Genomic DNA, 22,747 nt, shown 5'->3' on the forward strand with positions numbered 1-22,747 from the left:
ACCTATATGGTCTGGTTTAGGAGGGGCAGGGTGAATGACGACTTTATAGAGTATCTTGAGGATTGCTTTAATACTTATATCTCAGGGTTAGAGAGCATTTGCAGTGCAACATTTGAAATAGTCATTACCAATAAGGATTTGGAGCATGTAGAGGATTTGTGTAAAGGGATTATTAATTCTTTAAAAGAATATTATAAAGGTTTTCCGTCAAAGGCTTTTAAAGAATTTCATAGAGTTTTAATAAATAAAGTGTCTATACCAAATCATTTCAATGATATAAAAACACTTCAAAACTATGGCAATGAATTATTTACAAGTGAAGAAATGTTTCATATTCCATTACAACTTCGGGGAATAGTCAGCACAAATAGATATAGTATTCCTGGATTACCATGTATCTATTTAGGAAGCTCACCTTTAACCTGCTGGGAAGAACTTAATAAACCAGATTTAAACACAGTTCAGACTTCAGTATTTAAATCAGATGATATAAGTTATATAGATTTATCTACACCACCTGTTGTTTTTATAGATAAGACAATTAAGAAATTCTACGATTTCGGTACAATTATGAAAAAACGTTTATTTGCGGATAAGTTAAATGAACCAAATGAAGTAATTTCTTACTTAATTATTTGGCCTTTAATGGCAGCATGTTCTGTACGTGTAAAAAATACGACCGACACATTCAAACCGGAATATATTATCCCACAACTACTATTGCAATTTATAAGGCAGGACGATTTTTTTGATGGTGTAAGCTACTTCTCAACTAAAGTGGATAACTATTCTGCTGCAACAGCCGCACTTTATAAAAACTCTGCCTTTCCTGTTCAGGATGGAGAAAATAAAGGTCTTTGTCCAAAACTACTAAGTTAATTTGATGTTTCAGATGCAGTACCGTGGAATATGTTTCAGTTGTATAAGGATTTACATCATTGTGCCTCCCATGAGGGAGAGAAACGAGTTGAACATGAATTTATTAATGGAATGAGTTTATTATATTTTTCAACAGATTTTAGTAAACTTGAGACTTTTTTACACAACAAATTTTTATTAGAAAAATCTAATGGACGTTTGTCTTGAGTTTGAAGTTTTGACCAATTTATAAATTCAAATGTTTAGGAGACTAGTTAAATTTGTGATATATTTTTAAAGTAGTGCACAAGTGCAAAATCACAAAAAAGATCACCTGTTAAATTTAATAGGTGGTCTTTTAATGTTTATTAAATAATCTTTTGATTGAAATAGTGCAGAGGTTTTTACTTAATTTGGGGTTCAGCCGAGATACGTGTAAAAATGGGTTATAATCTGTATTTTATTTCCATTTTCTGATTTCGGTGTAACAAAAAGGTGTTTTACTAGTAATGTTATGAATTATTTTTGATACAGTATTTTGTTACAAAGGTTAACTTAGCACAACTAGGCACTTACAGCAAAATGAACAATTGGTTAAAGGAGGAATACTTTTGTATTTTAAAGAATTTTATACTTATTAAATATTTAATAAGTAAGGGGCTTACTGCCGGTTAATATAAGTTTTGCTACTAAAAAAGGGGATAAATTAGAGTCGATAATGAATAAAGAAACAAACTTTAACTCATCGTTGAAACCAAATGCACAAAGCAGAAATCTAGTTTCAAAAATTACACATTTTCCTAGTACCTACGTGATTTTTATTTTTGGTTTACTGATTTCCAGGATAGGTGATTCCCTTTATACGTTTGCTCTTCCTTGGATTGCCTATAAGGGGTAGAGTCACATCGCTATTAAGCTAAGAAAATACAACTACCCCCAGAACGAGATTTTGTCCTAACCTGTAATAAATAAGCTCATTTTTTCGTTTTGGGGTGGATTTGTTTTCTTAAGTTGATGTGCATGTCCCCCTAACATAAAAAAACACTCTTAATGAGTGTTTTTTTATGTTAGGGTATAAACTATATTTCTGGTCGATACTCTACTTCTGGTTATTGTTTTTTTTTATAGTAATAGTAGTTAATCAAAAGCAGGACAAAACCCACCACAAATCCATAAAGTATATTTATAAAGCATATTATGATCCCAAAAATAATAGGGAATAAAAATACGGATATTTTTCTATATTTAAAATAAATGTAGAAGATAATGGCATTACTCGTCCAAAATATCCAGCTATATATCATTTCTCCATGAATTGAATATTCTAATAAACCACCAATAAGTATTAATGGGATCAGTTGTAGCGCTCTTCCTACTAAAGATACCACGGTAGATACTAAATCGAATACTAGCTCGATATTACTATGAGGTTCTGTTGATCCGCAGTGGACACAAACCTCGGCGTTTACTGATATGTGCTTTCCACAGTCAATACATTTTTCCACTCAAAAATCATCCTATCTATATATTGAAATACACTCTATTATAAACCACCATAGCGGAAAAATGAACGAAAAACTTTTGTAATTTATTAGAATTTACTTAGCAATTAGGAAAATTTCACATTCTTATCTTTCTATGGGTATCGTCACATACCCATCAAGCTAAGATTTTAAAGTAACCCCTAAATGGAAATTTTGTGTTTTTATAGTACCGAAGTTTATTTTTATCGTTTTGGGGAACAATAGATTTTTTAACTTGATAGCGATGGGGTAGCATCAGGGAAATGTGGATTTACAACGCTAAGCCCTGTTTCCTGACACTACCCCTAACTGCTAAGTAATTTCTAATAAATTATATTTCAAAAGTTTTTCATTCATTTTTCCACTATAGTGGTTTATAATAAATTGTACTTTTAATATATGGTATATAATAATAAAAGAAATTAACAAAGGAGCGTCACAAACTTATGAAAAAAGCTTTATGGATCCCATTATTGGTCATCTTAGTTCTAGCACTAGGATTCGGAGCTAATTACTTCTTAGGAAGTGGGAAAGTGAATAATATTATTGAGAGAGCAGATTCCTCAATGAAAAATGAAGATTACAAGAAGGCTACTGATTTATATGCAGAAGCTAGTGAGTTAAAACAAGATAAAAAAACTGATGATTTTAAAACTCTGTCTAAAGAGATGGATCGTTTAAATGATATGAAAAAAACAGAAACACCGAAGGTTACACTAGAGCAAGTTAATAAAGTAAAAGAGCTACCTAAACATCAATTTGAAAAACAAATTAGAAAATCTCTATTAAGTGTTGCAAAAGAGACGGAAGAACTCCAATATCAATTGCAAGAAAACGAAAAGAATATGAAGTTGGTTGAAGAAGTTCTAAAAAACAAAGAATTAACTGATGTTGATGAAGTAACTAAAGATGGTCTTATGAAATTCTCAGTAGATCATCCATTAATTAAAGAACAAGAAAAGAAATGGTCAGATTTAGTAACGAAGGCCAAAGATGAAGCTAAATTATTCGAAAAAGAGAAAGAAGAGAAGAAACAATTAGCTGAACAGAAAAAACGAGAAGAACAAAAGAAGATGGAAGAACAAAAGAAACAAGAACTTGTGAAAAAAGAAGCTTCTAATGTAGAAGAGAAAAAGAATAAAGAAAATGTGAATAATGAAGCTACTACTCTAAAAGTGCCTAATTTCCAAGCTGGCCTATCTATAGTAAATTCATTTTTAGCTGGACAAGGTATTCCAGGTAATGCTGTGTATATTGCTGAGTTTGATACTGATGAGCAATTTGGTTATGAAGTAAGAAATTGGTCTGATAATGGTAAAGCAGTTTTCTATGGTGTTAATAAGAAGACTGGTGCTGTAGGAAAGTTAGATTATTAGAATATAAAAGAAAGTGGGATTTTTCCTCACTTTCTTTTTTTTATGTGTAAAATCTTAAAAAGAGAAAAAAGGATGGTTGGATTATGATTTATAACCAATTAAGTGAAGAAGCAAAAAAGATAAAGGAAGAGTTATAATTAAAACTGAATGTATTAAAAAAGTACTTGATGTAGTGCAAGAGCTGGAAGAGAATATTCATAAGCGATTGGAATTAGATTCTTTACCGGATTATAAGAGTATGGAGTTTTTCAAGATTTGATTTTCACTGTAATTGTAGATAGGCACAGGTATGAAATTTTTTTCAGACATCCATTTTTACATTATCAAGAGGTGCATACCTGTGAAGACAGTTCGTGATGTTTTACAGAAAGGAAACACGGGTGCTTTTTATTCGGGGGTTTCATCTGATTGTCAAACAATCGATGCTTAAAGGGGTACCGCCACATCGCCATCAAGCTAAAATTTTATAGCACCCCCAGAACGAAATTTTGTACTAACTTGTAACAAAAAAGCTCATTTTTTCGTTTTGGGGTAATTCTGAATTCTTAAGTTGATGGGCATGCGGCTGGACCCCATAGAATGAAAAATAATTCCATTCTATGACCCATTTTTACACGTATCTCGGCTGAAGCCCAATTTCAATAGATAAAACTATATGAAAATCAAAAATAAGTAAAATAGTGGAGAATTATTTGTCTAAATATATAGAATTTTTAACAAAAATTCATAATTATGTTATATAATGATGTTAACAAACCATATTTTAGGCATTACCCCCGATTGTGTAGAATAAATAATTTTTTGATGAGCTAAAATATTTAGCTAAAAGAACTTGTAGCGGGGCCTGCTACAAGTTCTTTTATTTTTTCAGTAAAGGAAAATAAGAAAAAAGGAGGGAATACAAGTATGACAAGAAATTTTAAAAAAGCAGCACTTAATTCGTTAGATGGTAAATGGGGGGTGGGTATAGGAGTATCAGCGTTAAATTATTTTGTACCTACTCTTAGTGCATCAGCAATCGCGACTTTCATGTATTTAATAGTTGGCCTGTTTATTGGAGTAATTGGTTTGGATGTAATCTTTGTTTATTCAATTAGTGGGCAACCCCAAGTAGACCCTACTGCACTAGTTTTACTTATTCTAAGTTATATTTTTTTAGGACTTATTTGTTTCTTAATTTACAGCTCCATACAAGGCATCTTTAATTATGGATATTCTGCTTTCACCTTACATTTAGGGGAAAATGAAGACGCTAAAGTGGACGATGTATTTCTAGGGTTTAAAAAAAGCAATTTGTTTAGATCAATAAAATTGGGCCTGTTGCAAGCAGTTTTTCTTTTTTTATGGAGCCTATTATTTATTGTTCCAGGTATTATTAAATATTTTTCTTATTCCATGTCGTATTACATATTAGTAGAGAATCCTGATTATACAGCAAGTGAAGCATTGAGAGAAAGTAAAAGAATAATGAAAGGACAAAAGCTAAAGTTATTTGTTCTTTGGTTATCATTTATTGGTTGGTTTCTATTAGCTGCATTTATAGGGATGTTTACATTTAATCTATCATTTATTTTCATTTCTCCCTATTACAATACAACTGTCTCACATTTTTACTTAGATTTAATTAAAAAACAGGATTTTGGAGAAGCGAAGGTAAATATATAAATAGGAAGTAAGTATGTATAAGGTGAAATATATACTTTCTTGATTCTGCCATCTTGAAAATAATCAGGGCTAGGAATTTTTTGATACATACGTGTATTCGATTTGATACGAGAGATATAGTAGGCCACTTTATCTTGTATATATTGAAGGTCTTTTAAATGAAAACAACCTAAATCCCGGATACATAAATCATTCGTTGTCATAGTTGGGACACACAGAGAGCCGTAAGTGCGATCATGTTGTTTACCTGGGCCTGTATGAATATGAAGGAACGGTCCACTTAATAAATCATACTCAAGCTGAATCTTTACTCCCGCTGCATCCTCCTGCACCTGGATAAACGAATGAAAAAGGGTCTGGAAGTTGAAATGCAGTTGAATCTAAGACACGAATACGTTTGAAAATAGAAGTGTATGGAGAAGAGAGCAGCTTAGCTGAAGATAACTTTTGGTTGGATTGTTTATTTGCATGTAAAAAAGAGATCGGAAATTCCGATCTCTTTTTGTTTACTTCTTTATTATTTTTAATTTATTTCCTTAAATTGATTTTATTCACTTTAATGCAGATAGAACGTTACTGTAGTTTTAAATTAAAGTCATACATTTTTAAAGAAAGTGCTACTGTTTATAAAAAAGTTGCATTGTTTTACCCCTTAGCAACAGTTACTTTAAATGAAGTGGCTCATTTCCGTGACTTTGTCATTTTAGGTTCTGGTGCAAAAAATTCAAGACTCTTGCAAGTAATCTCCTAAACTTGGGCATACTGATAGTATGACTCTAAAGAAGGGGCAACGCGTTTTACCGGACAATTCTGTCCAAAACCAGAAACAATGTATTCATACATTGCTTGGCCTAGCTTCATAAGATAGAAATGAAGAGAAAATTGCTATTCTATATTTCTAACTAATATTTTTGCAGCAGAACCAAAGTTTTAATATTTTGTACCAAACCCCAAATATCCTTGTTATACTAATATACTAAGCTTGTCCTCATGTAATGCCTTTAGACATATTTTTCGGTTCTGGTGCAAAAACTTAAGGACAATTGCAATGAATCTATAAATCTTGGACATACTGTTACTATTACTTTAAAAAGGGTGCGTGATTGGTATGGAAAAGGAAAGTGTATTCAAATGGAAGCATTATCAGCCTGATATTATTTTGTTAACGGTAAGATGGTACCTACGGTACAACCTCAGTTTTCGTGATTTGGTGGAAATGCTAGAAGAATGGGGTTTATCCATTTCTCATACAACGATTATGCGTTGGGTTCATCAGTATGGTCCTGAATTGGACAAACGAATCCGTTCTATGCTAGGGTTCAAATATTTTGACACAGCTACATCCATTCTTTCTGGAGTAGAAGCCATGCATATGATTAAAAAGAACAGCTTGATTTACGGGACCAGTCTGTCCAAAATCAGAAAGAATTCATCCATCAATTGTTTGGACTTGCAGCATAAGATACGATTCCGTTAGGAATATATGCGCGTTATTCTCTTTTATTTTATTTTTGCACCAGAACCGAAAAATTAGCTTAATGGAAAGTCGAACAAAATAGTTATTTGAAACTATTCACGAAAAAAGAGCACTAAAGAAAGTGCTCTTAGAAAATACATTTTATATTCTGTTTTGAGCTACGATCTTAATATTCTCTGGTGGAATGATAGCTTGAATTTTTTCTTTTAAATCTACTTGGACCATTTCTTCAAGATTTTCAAGTGAAACTTCAAAATTTATGCATTCCGCAGTTGCGATGTTTAATAAAGAATAATTTTCATTCTTTTTAACAACAAGATATTGTGATTGATCTGTTAGTAATATGCATCCTTGTTGAATTCCTAATTTACGATTATCTTCAAAAGTCATAAATAAATCTCCTAACATTTTTCTGATAGGAATTGTACTACATAAAAACGTTAGTGTCTAGTCGGTTTTATGTAAGAATTAAAGTCAAACAAAATAGTTATTTGGTAAGTATATGTTAAAAAAAGAGCGCCTTGTAAAGGCACTCTTTGCAAAGTGCTTTGTCTACTGGTGTGATCTTTGAAAAGCGATGAAAGCTGTTATCCCACTTATGAAACTAGGCAGTAGGCTCAAAAAAAAGAAACTCCATCGGCCAGTTACTAGAGTGACAGTTAAGAAAAAGAGTGGTATTAAAATAATAATTATTAAAGATATTCTTTGATATGGATTCATATAAAAACGCCCCTTTATAGAAATATAGTAGTGTATTTATATTTACAATTCAGTAGCTTTGAAAGTTCATTATTTATAACAAAAATTTCATTTTGTAGAAAAGGAGAATGGAATTGAACAGTACAGATGAACAAGTGCATGAGTTGCCTAAATGGGACGAATGTTATCAGTCGTGCGGAAAGAAACGAGCTACTAAGCTATTTGACTATGTAACGGGTACGATCTGGACTAGTATAGATTTCCAAAGGCGGATAACGACTTGCGATTGTAAGTTATGTGATGATTGTGCAAAAGAAATGGGAGATAAGTATGATTTTTGCCCAAAACACGTTGAAGAAGCGAAGAGGAAATTAGAACAGTGGAAAAGAGGTATGGATATGAAAACATATGAGGATCTAGTAGACAAATGTGAGGTAATCCTTAATAGAGGATGGATGCTTCAAGCGGTTTATAGTTTTATGGAGGTACATTCTGGTTGGGGGCCTGACAGTATTACTTTTGCGATAGATGAAGCAATTAAAAGAGCAGCTAGCAAAAGCTAACTGCTCGGTTCTCCAAGGGGGAACAAGGAGAAAATCTAATGTCATCTACAGTATTGACGGAATATTGAGTTTTAATCAAGGGAGATTATATTTTACAAATTAGATTATGATAGCCGATATTCTCCATATTGACCAGAAAAGAACCAAAAATTCTATTGAAATTCCAAGTGTTCTTTTCCTAGTTTTTTGAAATTCTTTTATTAAATAGCCAACAGTACTAATTGCTATAAGAATGAAAAGAATAAGTTCTAGTGTAACTGGCATTTGATTTAATCCTAATCCAATAATTAATTTAGTAAATAACGATTATAAGATGTTTTTGTGGTTAATGGTGAAAAATTAAACAAAACTATCTCTATATGAAAAAAGGCCCCGTTGTCTCCAACAGAACCTTTCCTAAAATGGCAAAGAGTAACTCTTACCTTACTCTTTGTTCATATACTACAAGATTGTTAACGAAAATCCAAGGCTCTTTATATTGAGAAATAAAGAAGAATCATTATAAATGATTTTATCTTTTTTCATAAATAAAAGAGCAGCTAGCAAAAACTAACTGCTCGGCTGGTTCTCCAAAAGGGGGAAAGGAGAAAGGTTAGGGACTTCATTAAATGAGTTATGGCCATCGCCTATCTATATTATTGACAAAATATTAAGTTTTATTCAGGGAGGAACTCATAATCTATAAATTAGATTATGATATTTGCTATTACCCATATCGCCCAAAAAAGAACCAAAAATTCTATTGTAATCCAAAGTGCTTTTTTCTCAGGTTTTTTAAACTCTTTTATTAAAGAGAAAACAGCACTAATTGCTATAAGGATGAAAAGAACGAGTCTTATTGTATCTGGCATTTTAACCACTCCTAATTTCAAATTAAATTCATTATATAACGATTTTTAAATTTTTAGATAATTATTGGTGAGAATTAAGCAAAATTTAAACAAAATCATCCTTTAAATAGAAAGCGAGGAATAACAATGGGACTAGGAAACCGCGGAATGGCATTTGAAATGCTTATCAATCTAGCGAATGAAATGTATCAAAGAGGGGGAGTGGCACTTATAAACAAGCGTCCGACTCCTGTGAAGGTGTTAAAGAGTAAAGGTGGCCGTGTACTAAATGGATTCTATGAAGCTAAGAGTACAGTAGACTGTGACGGTGTGTGTAAAGGACGAGCTATAGTGTTTGAAGCGAAGTCTACAGAGAATGCTACACGATTTGATCTAAAGAACATTGCGCAGCATCAATTGGATTACTTGGAGAAAGCAGAGAAGATGGGAGCGATTTGTTTCTTCCTTATTGAATTCAGTAAGGATAAGTCAGTATTCGCAGTACCACTATCAATCATCCAATCTTATGTAAGGATGTCGCGACAACCAAAGGGCAAGAAGTCTATACTGAGAGTAGACTTTGATATTTATGGGTACTTAGTAAAACAGACAGAACGAGCGCCGATTGATTATTTACAATATATCGATGAGCAAGGATTTACACCGGCAATAGATGGCATGATTCAATTTGATCAGCACCATAAAAAGGTAGCGAATAACATTGAAGCAGCAAAAGAGAAGATAGCCAACAAGAAACGAAAATTATTAAAGGCCTAATGGATAACGGAACCATGCAGAGTGGATGGTGGGGGCTACTCGCTATGCATGGTTCCCTTATTCAACAATGAGATATTAAAATTTCACGTACCTGATGTGAATGTAATAACTAAAATTCGAAATAGGGGGATTCCTTCGTGGAGAGACAATTAACTTTATTACCAGATATAGATGATAAAAAAGTACAGAAGGAAGTAGTGAGCGTATTAAAGGAATACAGAGCACTCAAGATTCGATGCAGTAATAAATTGGAACAAGAAGGGATCAGTTTGTTCCCTGAGTTACGTGATTCAAGGAATACGAGTAAATGGAAGGTGCAGTAGGTTGAGAAGGCACTGAATAACTTACTAGATGAAGATGAGCGGAATATCGTTGGGCGTAAGTTTCTAACAAACGAGAGAGTGAAAGATTCAGATGTTTATCATGATCTGCTGCTCAAGAAGACATATTTCTATGAGAAAAAGCAAAGTGCAGTTAAATTGATTGCTACAGCACTTGGGATCATCTAAAAATAGCGAACAAAACGCGGTCAAAATGCGAACTTTTTGGGGGGCTAAATAAAAATGCCAAAAATTATAAATTATATGTACAAGCCCTTTGACAACCGCATATCGAAGAGGATTAGTACACCTATAAGTGAAACGTTCTTATGCGATAATGTCACGGTAACGTATACCGCATAGTATAGGGCGGGCAAGACGGTACGAACCCACGTTAAGACGGAAAGACCAATGAATGTATAACAATGACATATTCCAGTGTGGCGGGTGTGAGATAACTCGCATTCGTCATGCTGTTTCTAATTTGTATCTATCATTCATAACGGACCACTTTCTGTTATGAAAATAGATATAAAGCTATTATTCCTGTCTATGTCGATTTCTAAGAATGGGGATGGTTTTCATGATTGAATGAAAATTGTTCTGATACTTAAAAATTGCCAATGGAATTCTGTTGTATACGTAACTTGTTCTTAGCCATATAGTAATTACTCACGATTTTTACTATTGGGTAAGTCAGGGTGTAAAGAGACTAGTCACCTCTTTACTACAGCCAATATACATCCAGTCGTGTTTAATCCCCTTTTCGCGATACGTCCCCTATATTGGTTGTAGTAAGGCGGTGGAAAAAGGTAATAACCGTCTTGCATATTAAGACTGATTCCCTTTACATAATCACGTTGATATTTCATCTGTCACGGGACGAAATATAACAAAAACGGTTTGCAAAGGCGATAAGCTGAAGTATTGATCGACTCTACGGAGAATAAACGAGAAGATTCTTAGTCTTCTCCAGGTCACCGAACACAGGGCGTGTAGCCATACTAGTTAATGCGGTGGCTTGGAGAAGGTTGAGAGTACCTCAACTCAATCTTGAATGAAGAGAAACTTTGCCATTTGTTTTCTCTCTTTTCTCCCATCCCCTTTAAAGGTGTCACTTCGGTGGTGGTTTTTTGTTTTATCTGCAAAAAAAAGGATAATTATGGTTTTTATAGAATAAATAAGTCGGGAGAGGTGGAATAATAATGATATATATAGAAATATTAGAAGAGTTGTCAGTAGGGGAAATATATACTGAAAGACAAATTCATGATTTGTTATACAATACTGGCACTGAAATAACAATCTTGTGTGATACCGTATCAGAATTTAATGAATCTGAAATAGAAAGATTCCAAGTGATGGGTAAGTATGAGATATTTATTCATAAAAATGAGAACTATTCATATTGTGCACCATCGAAAAAAACAATGGTTTATGTTATAGAGAAAATTTAGGAGCATCCAAAACGGGTGCTTTTTTCTTTGTTATATAGAAATTACACATTAAACATTAAACATATATTTATACGCGCTGTTACTAAACACTAAGGAATAGTAATAAAAAGATGATGCTGATGAAGCCATATAAAAATAAAAAGAATCCTAAGATGGGTAGTTTTTTATGAAAGTCGAGCATGATAAACCTCCTTGGGTATATAGAAGATTTTAATATATCATTAGTCTATTGAGAAGGGAAAACATAAATTGGTACATGTTTAATGAGAATTTGAACAAAATGGACATTTGGTTTAAATGAGTATATAAATAGAAAGAATCTAATTATTTGGTTCACATTTTAATCCAAGGGGTACAAATTCGATGCGGCGTGAAAAGGATTTGTTGAAACAATGGAAGGCGGATTTGCAAGCTGTTCAAGAAGAGAAGAAGCTGAAGAAGAAGGCTAAGAAAAACAATAAAAAATATAGCATTCCTGGTAATACAGCTGACTTTATGAATGGTAAGAATACTTATCGTAAAGAGAATGGGGTATGGAAGCAAAGAAATAAATGACGTGAGGGTAAATAAATCGATTAAACCAATAGCAATTATCGTAGAAGTTGCCGTAATCGGGGTGGCGTCTTGTTTGTTGTTAAGGAAAGATAAGGGGTGAAATGGATTGAATCTTAAAGATTAGATAATAATATTATTACTTTAAAATGCAGAAAGTAGACTAGTAAACAAGCTGTTTTTGTTTTTTAGCATAAAATATGATGAATCTTAAAGTTAAGAGGAGGTAATCATATTTATGGGATGTAATTGTAATTTCAGACATTGCAGAGATTGTAATAGATTTTGGGATGATTTAATGTTCTGCAGACGCAGACATAGAGATTGTGATGACCGTCGTTGTAGACGTGACCGTGACTGTGATTGTGATGAATGTCGTCGTAGAGGTAATCATGATCGTGACTGTGATTGTGATAAACGTAAGGATTGGTAAATACCTAATGGAGAGGGCTTTGAAGAAAAGCGCTCTTTTTTTGTACATGGATTTTCTGGTCTTATTTGTTGAGGAAGGATAAGGACTAACAAAACAAACGAACACAACGGACGGAAATAAATGTCTTGCTTATCTGTCTAAAAGTTGAGACAAATAAACAGATAGAAGAAACTATTTTATATTTTTTAAACTTAAATGAGTTAATTTAATCTGGAACATTGAAAACTTGTTCAGCAGAAATTTGGGATTTTGTCGTTTTCGTAGTAACTGTTTCAGCACTAACTTTCAGATTACTTGTCATAATAGGCGTAATCAATGCCGTTGTTAAAATAACAGATGTTGCTAATACTTTTATTGATTTTTGCATCATTTTAAATATCCTGTTTTCTATATATTAGATTTATAGGATTATGTATTCTATCGATAGATTATTAAAAACATGTAAAATAAGCCTTTAGGTTTATTTTATATGTTTTACCAATTATTGCGTTTGTAAAAATTTATTAACTTCTCTAATACAAAAAGATATGGTTATGTTACAAGAAATGCTCAATCATAGCACACCAAAAATTTCATTGTTCCTCAAAATAAAAAATGTCTGGATTCTTATGGAAGGATAAATTTTCATTTTGGGGATACTCCAAAATGTTAAGTTGATGGGCATGGGGTACAGCCGAGATACGTGTAAAAATAGGTCATAGACTTACTTTTATTTCCAATAAGTTTTGAAGTCGGATTTTTTCTTTTTTGGCTTTGTTAAATTATATTGTTAGTAATTGAGATATAAAAATGACTTATCAATAGATAAGTCATTTTTTAATTGCCAGTTCGGCTATTTATTATTCCCAAGGACCTTTTGTCTTGAGTACCATCTACACAATATTTTCCTTTCGGGCTCTTTTTATTGCTTCTTCGCGGTTGTTGACGCTGAGCTTCGAGTAGAGAGTCGAGCAATAATTGCGGATCGTTCCCTCCGATAAAAATAATTTGGCGGCGATCGACTTATAACGCAGTCCACCTGACAGATGCTCCAGAATCTCCATTTCACGCTTCGTAAGCCCGTACGGGAATTTTTCTTGACTTGAGCCGATCTTCTCCAATTGCTCGCGTTGACTTTTCATCTCTTCGAAAATTCGCGTAGCGACCGATTGATCGATCCAGATTCCTCCGTTATAAATTAGTTTCAAGGCTTCCTTCATCTCTCGCGGATGAATCGACTTCAGCATGTAGCCCTCCGCCCCGTGCTCCAATGCAGTTGCTGCCTGCAAGGAATCCTCAAACGTTGTCATGAACACAACCTTCATATCAGGCCATCGTTGTTTCATCTCAAGTAAAGTTTCAATCCCGCTCATTCCCTGCATACTAATATCCATTAGCACGATATCCGGTTGGGACCGCTCACAATGTTCTAATGCTTCGCCACCGTCCCTGGCTGTACCAACTACGTTAAAATCAGTATGCTGATCCAAAATTTGCTTCAAACTGTCGGTAATGATCACCTGGTCGTTAACGAGCAGCAGGCGGATTGTATCATGTGCAGGCTCTGTCTGCAACGGAATATTACATATGACGAAAGTTCCTTGTTCTGGCTCGGAATGCACGGACACCGTGCCGTGAAATAGCTTAAGTCGTTCCTTCATCCCATTAAGTTCAAATCCAAATTGGATTTCTTCCATTCCGATGCCGTTATCTTCGATCTGTAACCTGAGCTGCTGACTCTCGAAATACAACTGAACGGATATCAAGCTCGCCGAACCGTGCCGAACCGCGTTGTTCAGAGACTCTTGAAGGCAACGATATAGACAAAAGTTTATTTTTTGCATAACGAGAGTCTCGCTGCCGATCACACGGAATTTGACCATTATACCTGTTGACCTCATAAAATCTTCGGTAAATTGCCGTAGAGATTCACTTAACGAATGGTTCAATGGAGTATGAGAGAGCTGATGCAGATGTTTTCGGATATCAACCAGACCGTGTTGGGCGATTCCGACAAGCGAATCGATCCTCTCTATCTGTGAATTCGGTACGGACGATCGCAGCGATTCGACGCCGATGATGAGCGAGGTAAGCGTATGGCCAATCGTGTCATGCAGCTCATGTGACAGCCGGCTGCGCTCCTCCATCAGCGTAAGTTCCTCAATCCGCTCAATATGCTGCTCCAGCAATAGCTTTTGCTCATGAATAATTAGGGCTTGCTTATGGGACTGAATTAATATATTAAACGTGAAGCCGATGGCGAATCCAAAACCGTTGCTAACGATAAATTCATACGGGAGACGACCAGCGATCCAACCGTTCAATGCCGGCAATATGATTCCACAGAGGATACCTGTCCATACATAGGTTCTTCGATTGCTCGCCAAGCCGATATTCATCACAAGTAAAACGAAAGACCAAAGTAACTCCGGTGCTGTATAGGCTAAATAAAGATGAAATACCCCCGCTGCCATGACGTCGACTGCAAGATACCAATCTGCATTTCTACACCAGGCGATTAATGGAACGAGATAAACGACGAAAGCAAAAGAAAATAAGACCCAAAAAGACGCATCGATTAATGACGGTTTGATAAAACTAGCGCTTATGATAATGACCATCCAAAGCGTTCGTATGGCCACAAATATCCAATCATACCAGAACCATTTTTTCATTATAGAGAACACGGATTATGCACACCTACTTGTATTTTTGAAAGTTAATTCTGAATAAATCAAATCTATCATGCACCATAAACTTCCGATCCGTCAAGCGGAAGAGAGGGTAAACAGTTAGAATTTACTGTAACAAGCACGTCACATGAGATATTTGACAGTTTGTCATATGGTATATGTGACAAGTCCAATTCCGAGTGTCAACAAAAGTTTGGCGGTTTCATCACTATCCGATTTAACAATTTTGGGGATAAGGTGAGGATGTAAAGCAACACAACATTCCAAAATAATAGGAGCGATACGTCATGAAATTACTCAAGATTCAAAAAGGAGCTGTACTTGCATTAACAGCTATATCGGCGAGTACACTGGTATTTTCTGCTTATGGGTCTGTAAACCCGGTACAGACTGAAGGCGCGGTACAAGTGAAGACAGAGAAGGAAAAGAAAAGCAAGCATCGGGATGAAGTCAAACGCGTCATTGATGAGGTGGTAACCATCAAAGGAGTCCCAAGTGTCATAGCTGGCGGGTTACAGAACGGGAAACGCTGGTCTTACGCTACAGGTACAGCCAGTTATGAAGTACCACACCCGGTGGAGTCCAATTTTTCATTCCGTATTGGAAGTATTTCAAAGACTTTCACAGCGTCCGTTGTATTACAGTTGGCTGACGAGAAAAAATTGAATCTGGATGATTCGGTTGAAAAATGGCTGCCAGGTGTCATAAAAGGTGAAGGGTATGATGGCAACAAAATTACGATCCGTCAGTTATTGAATCATACAAGTGGGCTTGCTAGCTATACAGATTTGGATTTCCGAGATATTACTTTGCCTCAAAATCCATACCGTTACTATTCCGTCGATGAGCTTATCGACCTTGGACTTTCAAAGCCACCTGTATTTGCACCAGGGAAGGGCTGGAATTATTCCAATATGAATACTGTACTAGCCGGTCAAATTATTCAAAAGGTAACAGGAGAAACGTATGCGGAGCAGATCAGGAAACGGTTTATCATACCGCTTGGAATGAAAGGGACATTTGTGATGGGAAATAGTCACGAAATTCCGGGTAAGCATGCCACAGGATATAATATGGATAGATCGGGTCATTTGTATGATTTAACAGAAATGAATCAATCATGGGCAAATGCGGCGGGAGATATAGTCTCAACAGTTAATGATTTGACTACCTTCTTCAGTGCGTTGTTGGGCGGGAAGCTTCTGACTCAAGAGATGATGGACCAGATGCACACAACAGTAGATGGACCTTTTGGTAAAGTCGGACTAGGGATTTATGAATTTAAAACAGCGGATGGGCAATCTTACTGGGGGCATGCCGGAGGTACTTTCGGATATGAATCGAGAGCCGTCGGATCTCTAGACGGGAAGCATATTCTGGTAACGTGTATCAACTCGGTAGGTCCACAAGTAGCGCCAGCTCACGATAAAATAATCAATAAGGAATTTAGCCATTACGCAAGTCTAAACAGACAGTGAATTATATATGTTTGACCTGCTTGGAAAACGAAAACATACCGATCTATACATGGTTACGGGTGCCGGATCATATCTATCACTCCTCATGGGATTTATACACAAAAGGACCGTCAGGATGTTTTCCTAGCGGTTTTTCTTATGAGAAGGATAACGCCTTTTTTTCTTTATGGGGTCTCGCCCCATCGCTATCAAGCTAAGCCCGTGTAACGTCAATGATAAGCAAGATTGTTTCTTTTTTTCGAAAGTCTATACGTAGATGCTTTAAAGATTTGCATACGAAATAAACCCTAACGGATTTCCTTTTTTGAATTAAGCTGCTTGGTTATCAGACATGGTACAATTATAAACGACAAAGAGCTATATAAACAGTATAATAATTTTAGAAATAACTATTGGAAAATGAGAGCACAAGAACGTTTAGAAGGGAAATAATAAGATGAATGATAAGGTTGTTTCAATCATTTCTACATATGAAAATGATGGAGATTTTATGGGTGGTGTAAATGAAGATGTAATTCGTGAAGCAGCGCAAATGCTAACTATTACATTCCCAAGCACTTATCATTGGTTTTTAAAACAGTATGGTAGCGGCGGACTTGATGGAATGGATATACATGGTTGTGATACAACAGCCGCGGATTCTTCCGTTGTTTACCACACAAAGTTATATAGAGAAACATATAACCTACCTGAACAATACATTGTTTTAAATGATATCGATGGTACTGTGGCATGTTTAGATACCAATCAAATGAAAGATGGCGAGTGTCCTGTTGTCTTTTGGAGTCGTTTTTCAAAGGAACTGTATGCCATTACTTATGAAAACTTCAGCGACTATCTATTAGATTCTTTACAAGAATCTGTAGATAATTTATATGATGAGGATTAATTGATTATAGAATACTAAGAATCATGTTTTAAGTAATAATATATATTTATAAGTTTCATATGATTTTACTGCTTTGATTTACAAAGAAAAAGCCGATTATCTCTAAACGTAGAGGAAAACGGCTTTTTTTCTATGGAAATTTGCTTAGCGTACGAAATTCGCGTTCTGTTGGTGCTACCCCATCGCTATCAAGCTAAGGTTTTAAAGTACCCCCTAAATGGAAATTTTGTGTTTTATAGCACCGAAGTTTGTTTTTATCGTTTTGGGGAAGAATGTGTTTCTTAACTTGAAAGCGATGTTGTGCTACCCCCTATAAAGAACGCAGTAAGCGGCTTAGTGCAATTAACTTTTACATTACAAATATTCCTTTGGAATATCTACCAAAGGAACAAGTAAACGATTTTTACTCCTTACGATGGCAAATTGAACTTATATTTAAAGCATGGAAATCATTTTTTCGTATTCATCAATGTAATTCTGTAAAATTAGAACGGCTAGAATGTCACTTATATGGACAATTAATAAGTATCCTTCTTTATTCCTCCACCATGTTTCAAATGCGCCAATTACTCCTCATCAAGAAGAAACGAGAATTAAGCGAATATAAAGCGATTTATATCATAAAAGATTATTTTCCACTTATTTATCAATCTTTACAAAAAGACACCCAAGAATTAACAAAAATATTGTTTCGTCTGTTCAATCTCATACAGAAAAACGGACGAAAATCCCATATGTATGAAAAGAAAACAGTCTTTGATATCTTAGGCGTCGTATACAACTTTTCTATGTCTCATAATCATGTAGCGTAATCCAAAAAATTGAAACCCGATAGGGTTTATTTGGTATACAGATTTTGAGATAGTTGATATCACTTCTTTAGAAAACAGAAAAGGTCTAGTTGAACGGAATTTTACTTAATCTTAGCTTGATGGGCATGGGGTAGCACCACATTGCCATCAACCTAAGCTTTTGAGATACCCTCATACCGAAATTTTCACCTTTTTACAGTTATTTATGAGAATTCAGCTCATTTTTTCGTTTTGGGGAACAATCAATTTCTTAAGTTGATGGGTATGTGATAATGCTTCCATTTGAACAAATTTTCCTTTTCCATACCGATCACACACCTTTTGTAGAGTAATAGTATCAGCATATCCCAGTTTAAGAGGTTACTTACAAAATATTTAGAATTTTTTTGCGAGAATCCTCCGAAATGTAATACGGACTTTAAATATTTTCATTTATAATTCTCTATTTGTCTATACTTTTCATACCGCTGTTGTATAAGCTCTTCCGAGGATAATAGTATCAATTTTTTTAGAGATGATTCGATTACAGATTCAATCACTTTTGCCTGTGATTTTATATCATTTTGTGCTCCACCTTTAATTTCAGGAATGATTTCATCAATAATTCCTAAATGTTTTAAATCTTTGGCTGAAATTTTCATATGTTCAGCAGCTTCTGGAGCATACTTAGCGTCCTTCCATAGGATAGATGCTGCTCCTTCTGGCGAAATTACCGAGTACCATGAATACTCTAACATATGGATATGGTTACCGACACTAATGCCAAGAGCTCCACCACTTGATGCCTCTCCAATTACAATACAAACAATTGGCACTTTAAGTGTAGCCATTTCAAATAGATTTCGAGCTATCGCTTCAGAAATTCCACGTTCTTCAGACCCTTTCCCTGGATAGGCGCCTATTGTATCAATAAATGTAATAATAGGGCGATTAAATTTATCAGCTTGTTTCATAAGTCTTAGCGCTTTTCTATAACCTTCTGGATGTGCCATTCCAAAATTTCTTTCTATATTTTCCTTTGTATTTCTACCTCTTTGATGACCAATAACCGTAACGGGCATCCCTTTAAATTTTGCAATACCACCTATCATTGCTTTATCATCACCATATAATCGATCACCATGAAGTTCGAGAAAGTTTGTAAACAATAAAGGTATATAGTCCAATGTCGTGGGCCGGTTACGTAGCCTTGCAATTTGAACTCGTTGAAAAGGTGTAATATTAGAATAAATTTTATCTTGCATTTTATTTAAACGTTTTTCTAATACATGAATTTCTGGCGATAAATCTACATTATTTTCTTTCATAATTTTCTTTAATTCATCAAATTTCTCTTTTAATTCAATAATAGGACGTTCAAAATCCAAACTCATTTTACCCTCCAAATGTTATGATTTACCTCACTCTAATCAAAAGGCTTAGAAATAGAATCAATAAATAATTCAAAACCATCCACAACTATTTTTTGTTCTGATTCTGATAAATTATTGAGAATACTTTGATAAAATGTAATGGATTGCTCTCTTAAGCAATTAACAGTTATGTGACCTTTTTCTGTGAGGTGCAGAAAAAGTTCTCTTCTATTTTTTTCATTTACTTCACGATAAATAAGCCCCTTTTTTACTAACTTATCTACCAATCTACTTACAGTTGAAGTCTCTAATCTAAGTTTATTGGATAGTTGCCAAACAGTTAATTTTTCCACCTCTAGTTCCTCTAACGCCATCATTTGAGAAGTTGGTAAAGGTTTTTCAAATGGTCCATTGGGCAAATTTTGGGATTCAAAAACCCCAGTTATTATAATCATTTTCTTAATATCTGTTCTTAGTTTTAAGGCATCTTCTCTTTTCAAAAAGGTCACCCTCCTACAATTAATGTATCATACATCAATTGTATTATACATGAATATGTTTTTTTCACAAGCTTAACGTAAGCCAATATTACAACATGGACGAGATATTTCTTCTTGTTAAAATGGTATAAGTGGATTGTTTTCTACAAATGGCAGAACATCAATTATGTATCAGGGGCCTTTATGGGGTACCGCTCATCGCAATCAAGCTAAGAAAATAAAACTACCCAAAAAACGAAAATTTTGTGATAACTTGTAACAAAAAACTCATAATTTTTTGGGGGAGTTCTAAATTCTTAAGTTGATGGGCATGTGGCGGTACCCCATCGCTATCAAGCTAACAAGACAAAATACCCCCTAAAATGAAAAAGACGTTATTCTTTCTGAGAAATCATAGGAAAGGATAACGTCTTTTTATCAATGTGACGGTATCCTATATGAAAAATTAACATTGCCCCAAATGTATATATTGTATATATTGTGCATAGTGTGTATAATGTGTTCATAAGCATTTAAGACGCAAGGAGTTGAATCATGAGAATCTTACTATCTAATAAGTCTAAGTCTCCTATTTATCAACAAATCATTGACCAAATTATATTACAAGTATCAAATGGGACATTGAAAGAAGATGACGCATTACCTTCCATGCGTTCATTAGCTAGAGACTTGAAGGTAAGTGTTATTACTTCAAAAAGAGCATACGAAGAACTTGAAAAAGCAGGTTACATCTATTCTATAGTGGGGAAAGGCTCATTTGTTGCAAAACAAACAAAAAAGCAACAAGTTGATGAACCAAGTGATCCAATACGTGAAAAGTTCAGCATAATCGTTCGAGAGAGTAAGGCTAATCATTTATTAAAGGATGAGTTAATACAGATTATTCATCGTATTTATGAGGAGGAATAGAAATGGAAAACATTGTAGAACTGAAAAATGTTTCAAAAACATATAATGGATTTTCTTTAAAAAATGTATCGTTCAACATAAAAAAGGGGTTTGTAACGGGATTTGTTGGCGGAAATGGCGCAGGAAAAAGTACAACAATTAAACTAATTATGGATCTTATTAGCAAGGATAGTGGAGATATCAAAGTTTTTGGTAAGGATTATCAAAAGGATCAAGTTTCTATTAAAGAGCGTATTGGATTCGTATATGATGACAATATCTTTTATGAAGATATGACAGTTCATCAACTGAAAAAATTCATTGCTCCAGCTTATAAAAAATGGGATGAAAATAGCTTCCAATCCTACATACGAAACTTTGAGTTACCGACTAACATAAAAATGAAAAAAATGTCTAAAGGGATGAAAATGAAGACTTCCCTAGCGTTTGCACTTTCACACCATGCCGAATTTATTATTATGGATGAACCGACTTCTGGGCTTGACCCTGTATTTCGGAGAGAAATTTTAGACATTCTTTATGATTTAATGGTCGATCAAGATAAAACAATCTTTTTCTCTACACACATTACAACTGATTTAGACCGTATAGCTGATTATATTGTATTTATTCATAATGGAGAAATTGTGTTCGAAAAAGATATGCATAGTATTTCTGAAGAATATGCAATTGTAAAAGGGGATACAGCTTTACTTACACCAAAAATCAGGGAACAATTGATTGGGATTCGTGAAACAAACATCGGATTTGAAGCACTTACAAGTAATGCACTCCATACACATACTCAACTAGGGAATGATTTTTTAATTGAAGAAGCGACATTAGAAGATATTATGTACTATACAAAAAAGGGGAATATTCAATATGTATAATTTAATATTAAAGGACTTTCGATTGCAAAAATTAATTATATTATTGTATTTGATTATCATATGCTTTTTTATTATGACATTTGGAAACTTTTACTTAATGGTCGTTTTACCAGTTGGCTCTTATGTGATAAATCTACATTATTATGACGCAAAGAATAATAGTCACAAGTTTATTAACAGCCTTCCTTATAGTAGAAATTCAATTATTATGTCAAAATATATAGGTACAATGATTTTTATGCTTATAGTGGTGTCATTTTCTTTATCGATTCAAGCGATAATTCAGTTTGTATCTCCGACTTATGGTCAAATTGCAACTCCACAGGAAATTGTGATTAGTATTCTTACTGCAATGTTGTTTACATCTCTCTACTTACCATTTTTCTATCGCTTTACCAATAAATATTTGATAGCTGCTGTCAGCATTATTTTTCCCGTATTTGTTGTTTTATGGAGAACAATTGAGGCATATGTAAATATTACTGACCTTGCATATGGCGTTACTACACAATTTACTATTAATCAACTCATTATACTTGTTTCAATCGTTACCATACTTATATTTATCGGTTCTTACTTCTTAACGGTGAGAATTTATAAACGCACTGATTTTTAGGAGTCTTGTTTAGCAGAAATATAGAATACCTAATGAGTAACAGTTATACAGATGTGCTCTTAAACGCTGTGGTGCTACTCAATCGTTATCAAACTAATAAAACAAAGTTCTCCCCAA

Annotated in this window: 19 protein-coding genes and 7 pseudogenes; 19 read left to right on the forward strand and 7 right to left on the reverse strand. The window is 34.3% G+C overall.

The features are described 5' to 3' along the window. Positions 1–27: 27 nt before the first annotated feature. From ABH955_RS19545 to ABH955_RS19560, 4 genes and pseudogenes are all read left to right on the forward strand, one after another. Positions 28–1,086, forward strand: a pseudogene (locus ABH955_RS19545) (hypothetical protein); the annotation flags it as partial. Between the two features lie 490 nt (positions 1,087–1,576). Continuing rightward, positions 1,577–1,750 (forward strand): annotated as a pseudogene (locus ABH955_RS19550) (MFS transporter); the annotation flags it as partial. A 1,077-nt stretch (positions 1,751–2,827) separates the two neighbouring features. Then, positions 2,828–3,757, forward strand: a complete 930-nt coding sequence (locus tag ABH955_RS19555) for a hypothetical protein (RefSeq protein WP_404491528.1) — start codon at positions 2,828–2,830, stop codon at positions 3,755–3,757. A gap of 906 nt (positions 3,758–4,663) precedes the next feature. Next, positions 4,664–5,422, forward strand: coding sequence for a DUF975 family protein (locus tag ABH955_RS19560; RefSeq protein ID WP_404491530.1), 759 nt, complete (start codon positions 4,664–4,666; stop codon positions 5,420–5,422). Positions 5,423–5,457: 35 nt separating this feature from the next. On the opposite strand, the pseudogene ABH955_RS19565 reads toward ABH955_RS19560, so the two are convergent. Further along, positions 5,458–5,875: pseudogene (locus ABH955_RS19565) on the reverse strand (transposase); the annotation flags it as partial. Here ABH955_RS19565 and ABH955_RS19570 point away from each other — a divergent pair. Next, the gene (locus tag ABH955_RS19570; protein WP_404458256.1) at positions 5,820–6,173 is read left to right on the forward strand and encodes a hypothetical protein; all 354 of its coding nucleotides are present in this window, start codon (positions 5,820–5,822) and stop codon (positions 6,171–6,173) included. The pseudogene ABH955_RS19565 and the gene ABH955_RS19570 sit on opposite strands and share 56 nt — an antisense overlap. Before the next feature lie 357 nt (positions 6,174–6,530). After that, a pseudogene (locus tag ABH955_RS19575) lies at positions 6,531–6,883 on the forward strand (hypothetical protein). A 157-nt stretch (positions 6,884–7,040) separates the two neighbouring features. Here ABH955_RS19575 and ABH955_RS19580 read toward each other — a convergent pair. Next, entirely contained in the window at positions 7,041–7,289 is a 249-nt protein-coding gene (locus tag ABH955_RS19580) for a hypothetical protein (RefSeq protein WP_377867405.1), read from the reverse strand. A 443-nt stretch (positions 7,290–7,732) separates the two neighbouring features. On the opposite strand from ABH955_RS19580, the gene ABH955_RS19585 reads away from it, so the two are divergent. Further along, positions 7,733–8,161, forward strand: a complete 429-nt coding sequence (locus ABH955_RS19585; RefSeq protein ID WP_404491531.1) for a hypothetical protein — start codon at positions 7,733–7,735, stop codon at positions 8,159–8,161. A 686-nt stretch (positions 8,162–8,847) separates the two neighbouring features. Here the strand turns inward: ABH955_RS19585 and ABH955_RS19590 are convergent. Then, positions 8,848–9,012, reverse strand: coding sequence for a hypothetical protein (locus ABH955_RS19590; RefSeq protein ID WP_001113468.1), 165 nt, complete (start codon positions 9,010–9,012; stop codon positions 8,848–8,850). A gap of 126 nt (positions 9,013–9,138) precedes the next feature. Between ABH955_RS19590 and ABH955_RS19595 the strand changes: the two genes are divergently transcribed. From ABH955_RS19595 to ABH955_RS19615, 5 genes and pseudogenes are all read left to right on the forward strand, one after another. Continuing rightward, entirely contained in the window at positions 9,139–9,768 is a 630-nt protein-coding gene (locus tag ABH955_RS19595; RefSeq protein ID WP_404491533.1) for a Holliday junction resolvase RecU, read from the forward strand. A 137-nt stretch (positions 9,769–9,905) separates the two neighbouring features. After that, a pseudogene (locus ABH955_RS19600) lies at positions 9,906–10,277 on the forward strand (ArpU family phage packaging/lysis transcriptional regulator). Positions 10,278–11,293: 1,016 nt separating this feature from the next. Further along, the gene (locus ABH955_RS19605) at positions 11,294–11,545 is read left to right on the forward strand and encodes a hypothetical protein (RefSeq protein WP_377867410.1); all 252 of its coding nucleotides are present in this window, start codon (positions 11,294–11,296) and stop codon (positions 11,543–11,545) included. A gap of 363 nt (positions 11,546–11,908) precedes the next feature. After that, entirely contained in the window at positions 11,909–12,100 is a 192-nt protein-coding gene (locus ABH955_RS19610) for a hypothetical protein (RefSeq protein ID WP_377867411.1), read from the forward strand. A gap of 235 nt (positions 12,101–12,335) precedes the next feature. Further along, a complete protein-coding gene (locus tag ABH955_RS19615; RefSeq protein ID WP_404491534.1) occupies positions 12,336–12,530 on the forward strand; it encodes a hypothetical protein in 195 nt (64 codons plus the stop codon). Between the two features lie 205 nt (positions 12,531–12,735). Here the strand turns inward: ABH955_RS19615 and ABH955_RS19620 are convergent, their stop codons facing one another. Both ABH955_RS19620 and ABH955_RS19625 read right to left on the reverse strand, forming a co-directional pair. Next, a complete protein-coding gene (locus tag ABH955_RS19620) occupies positions 12,736–12,900 on the reverse strand; it encodes a hypothetical protein (protein ID WP_404458265.1) in 165 nt (54 codons plus the stop codon). Positions 12,901–13,402: 502 nt separating this feature from the next. After that, entirely contained in the window at positions 13,403–15,196 is a 1,794-nt protein-coding gene (locus ABH955_RS19625) for a response regulator (RefSeq protein ID WP_404491536.1), read from the reverse strand. 422 nt (positions 15,197–15,618) lie between these two features. Here ABH955_RS19625 and ABH955_RS19630 point away from each other — a divergent pair. The 4 genes and pseudogenes from ABH955_RS19630 to ABH955_RS19640 all read left to right on the forward strand — a co-directional run. Then, a pseudogene (locus tag ABH955_RS19630) lies at positions 15,619–16,680 on the forward strand (serine hydrolase domain-containing protein); the annotation flags it as partial. 318 nt (positions 16,681–16,998) lie between these two features. Further along, on the forward strand, positions 16,999–17,112 hold the full coding sequence (locus ABH955_RS29180; RefSeq protein WP_483862310.1) for an HNH/ENDO VII family nuclease: 114 nt from the start codon (positions 16,999–17,001) through the stop codon (positions 17,110–17,112). Between the two features lie 4 nt (positions 17,113–17,116). Next, positions 17,117–17,569 (forward strand): SMI1/KNR4 family protein, encoded by a 453-nt coding sequence (locus tag ABH955_RS19635; protein WP_404458089.1) that lies wholly within the window; start codon positions 17,117–17,119, stop codon positions 17,567–17,569. A 311-nt stretch (positions 17,570–17,880) separates the two neighbouring features. Then, a pseudogene (locus ABH955_RS19640) lies at positions 17,881–18,381 on the forward strand (transposase); the annotation flags it as partial. 428 nt (positions 18,382–18,809) lie between these two features. Here the strand turns inward: ABH955_RS19640 and ABH955_RS19645 are convergent. Both ABH955_RS19645 and ABH955_RS19650 read right to left on the reverse strand, forming a co-directional pair. After that, positions 18,810–19,754 (reverse strand): acetyl-CoA carboxylase carboxyltransferase subunit alpha, encoded by a 945-nt coding sequence (locus ABH955_RS19645; protein WP_000050726.1) that lies wholly within the window; start codon positions 19,752–19,754, stop codon positions 18,810–18,812. 32 nt (positions 19,755–19,786) lie between these two features. After that, positions 19,787–20,233 (reverse strand): MarR family winged helix-turn-helix transcriptional regulator, encoded by a 447-nt coding sequence (locus tag ABH955_RS19650; protein ID WP_000817662.1) that lies wholly within the window; start codon positions 20,231–20,233, stop codon positions 19,787–19,789. A gap of 534 nt (positions 20,234–20,767) precedes the next feature. Between ABH955_RS19650 and ABH955_RS19655 the strand changes: the two genes are divergently transcribed. The 3 genes from ABH955_RS19655 to ABH955_RS19665 are packed head-to-tail and all read left to right on the forward strand — an operon-like array spanning position 20,768 to position 22,630. Further along, positions 20,768–21,142, forward strand: coding sequence for a GntR family transcriptional regulator (locus ABH955_RS19655; protein ID WP_098301006.1), 375 nt, complete (start codon positions 20,768–20,770; stop codon positions 21,140–21,142). A 2-nt stretch (positions 21,143–21,144) separates the two neighbouring features. Then, entirely contained in the window at positions 21,145–22,014 is an 870-nt protein-coding gene (locus tag ABH955_RS19660) for an ABC transporter ATP-binding protein (protein ID WP_098643069.1), read from the forward strand. Continuing rightward, positions 22,007–22,630 carry an ABC-2 transporter permease gene (locus tag ABH955_RS19665; protein ID WP_098643070.1) on the forward strand — a complete coding sequence of 208 codons (624 nt, stop codon included), beginning with the start codon at positions 22,007–22,009 and terminating at the stop codon, positions 22,628–22,630. The genes ABH955_RS19660 and ABH955_RS19665 overlap by 8 nt, the downstream gene beginning before the upstream one ends. Positions 22,631–22,747: the final 117 nt, after the last annotated feature.

This window comes from Bacillus sp. RC240 (assembly GCF_044907945.1).
GTDB lineage: Bacteria > Bacillota > Bacilli > Bacillales > Bacillaceae_G > Bacillus_A > Bacillus_A mycoides.

Excerpts from the sequence above, each read along its gene's own strand:
- ABH955_RS19660 (WP_098643069.1), top strand. The coding sequence starts at position 21,145 with ATGGAAAACATTGTAGAACTGAAAAATGTTTCAAAAACATATAATGGA.
- ABH955_RS19645 (WP_000050726.1), bottom strand. The coding sequence starts at position 19,754 with ATGAGTTTGGATTTTGAACGTCCTATTATTGAATTAAAAGAGAAATTT.
- ABH955_RS19560 (WP_404491530.1), top strand. The coding sequence starts at position 4,664 with ATGACAAGAAATTTTAAAAAAGCAGCACTTAATTCGTTAGATGGTAAA.
- ABH955_RS19615 (WP_404491534.1), top strand. The coding sequence starts at position 12,336 with ATGGGATGTAATTGTAATTTCAGACATTGCAGAGATTGTAATAGATTT.
- ABH955_RS19590 (WP_001113468.1), bottom strand. The coding sequence starts at position 9,012 with ATGCCAGATACAATAAGACTCGTTCTTTTCATCCTTATAGCAATTAGT.
- ABH955_RS19665 (WP_098643070.1), top strand. The coding sequence starts at position 22,007 with ATGTATAATTTAATATTAAAGGACTTTCGATTGCAAAAATTAATTATA.
- ABH955_RS19555 (WP_404491528.1), top strand. The coding sequence starts at position 2,828 with ATGAAAAAAGCTTTATGGATCCCATTATTGGTCATCTTAGTTCTAGCA.
- ABH955_RS19655 (WP_098301006.1), top strand. The coding sequence starts at position 20,768 with ATGAGAATCTTACTATCTAATAAGTCTAAGTCTCCTATTTATCAACAA.
- ABH955_RS19620 (WP_404458265.1), bottom strand. The coding sequence starts at position 12,900 with ATGATGCAAAAATCAATAAAAGTATTAGCAACATCTGTTATTTTAACA.
- ABH955_RS19580 (WP_377867405.1), bottom strand. The coding sequence starts at position 7,289 with ATGACTTTTGAAGATAATCGTAAATTAGGAATTCAACAAGGATGCATA.
- ABH955_RS19595 (WP_404491533.1), top strand. The coding sequence starts at position 9,139 with ATGGGACTAGGAAACCGCGGAATGGCATTTGAAATGCTTATCAATCTA.
- ABH955_RS19610 (WP_377867411.1), top strand. The coding sequence starts at position 11,909 with ATGCGGCGTGAAAAGGATTTGTTGAAACAATGGAAGGCGGATTTGCAA.
- ABH955_RS19605 (WP_377867410.1), top strand. The coding sequence starts at position 11,294 with ATGATATATATAGAAATATTAGAAGAGTTGTCAGTAGGGGAAATATAT.
- ABH955_RS19635 (WP_404458089.1), top strand. The coding sequence starts at position 17,117 with ATGAATGATAAGGTTGTTTCAATCATTTCTACATATGAAAATGATGGA.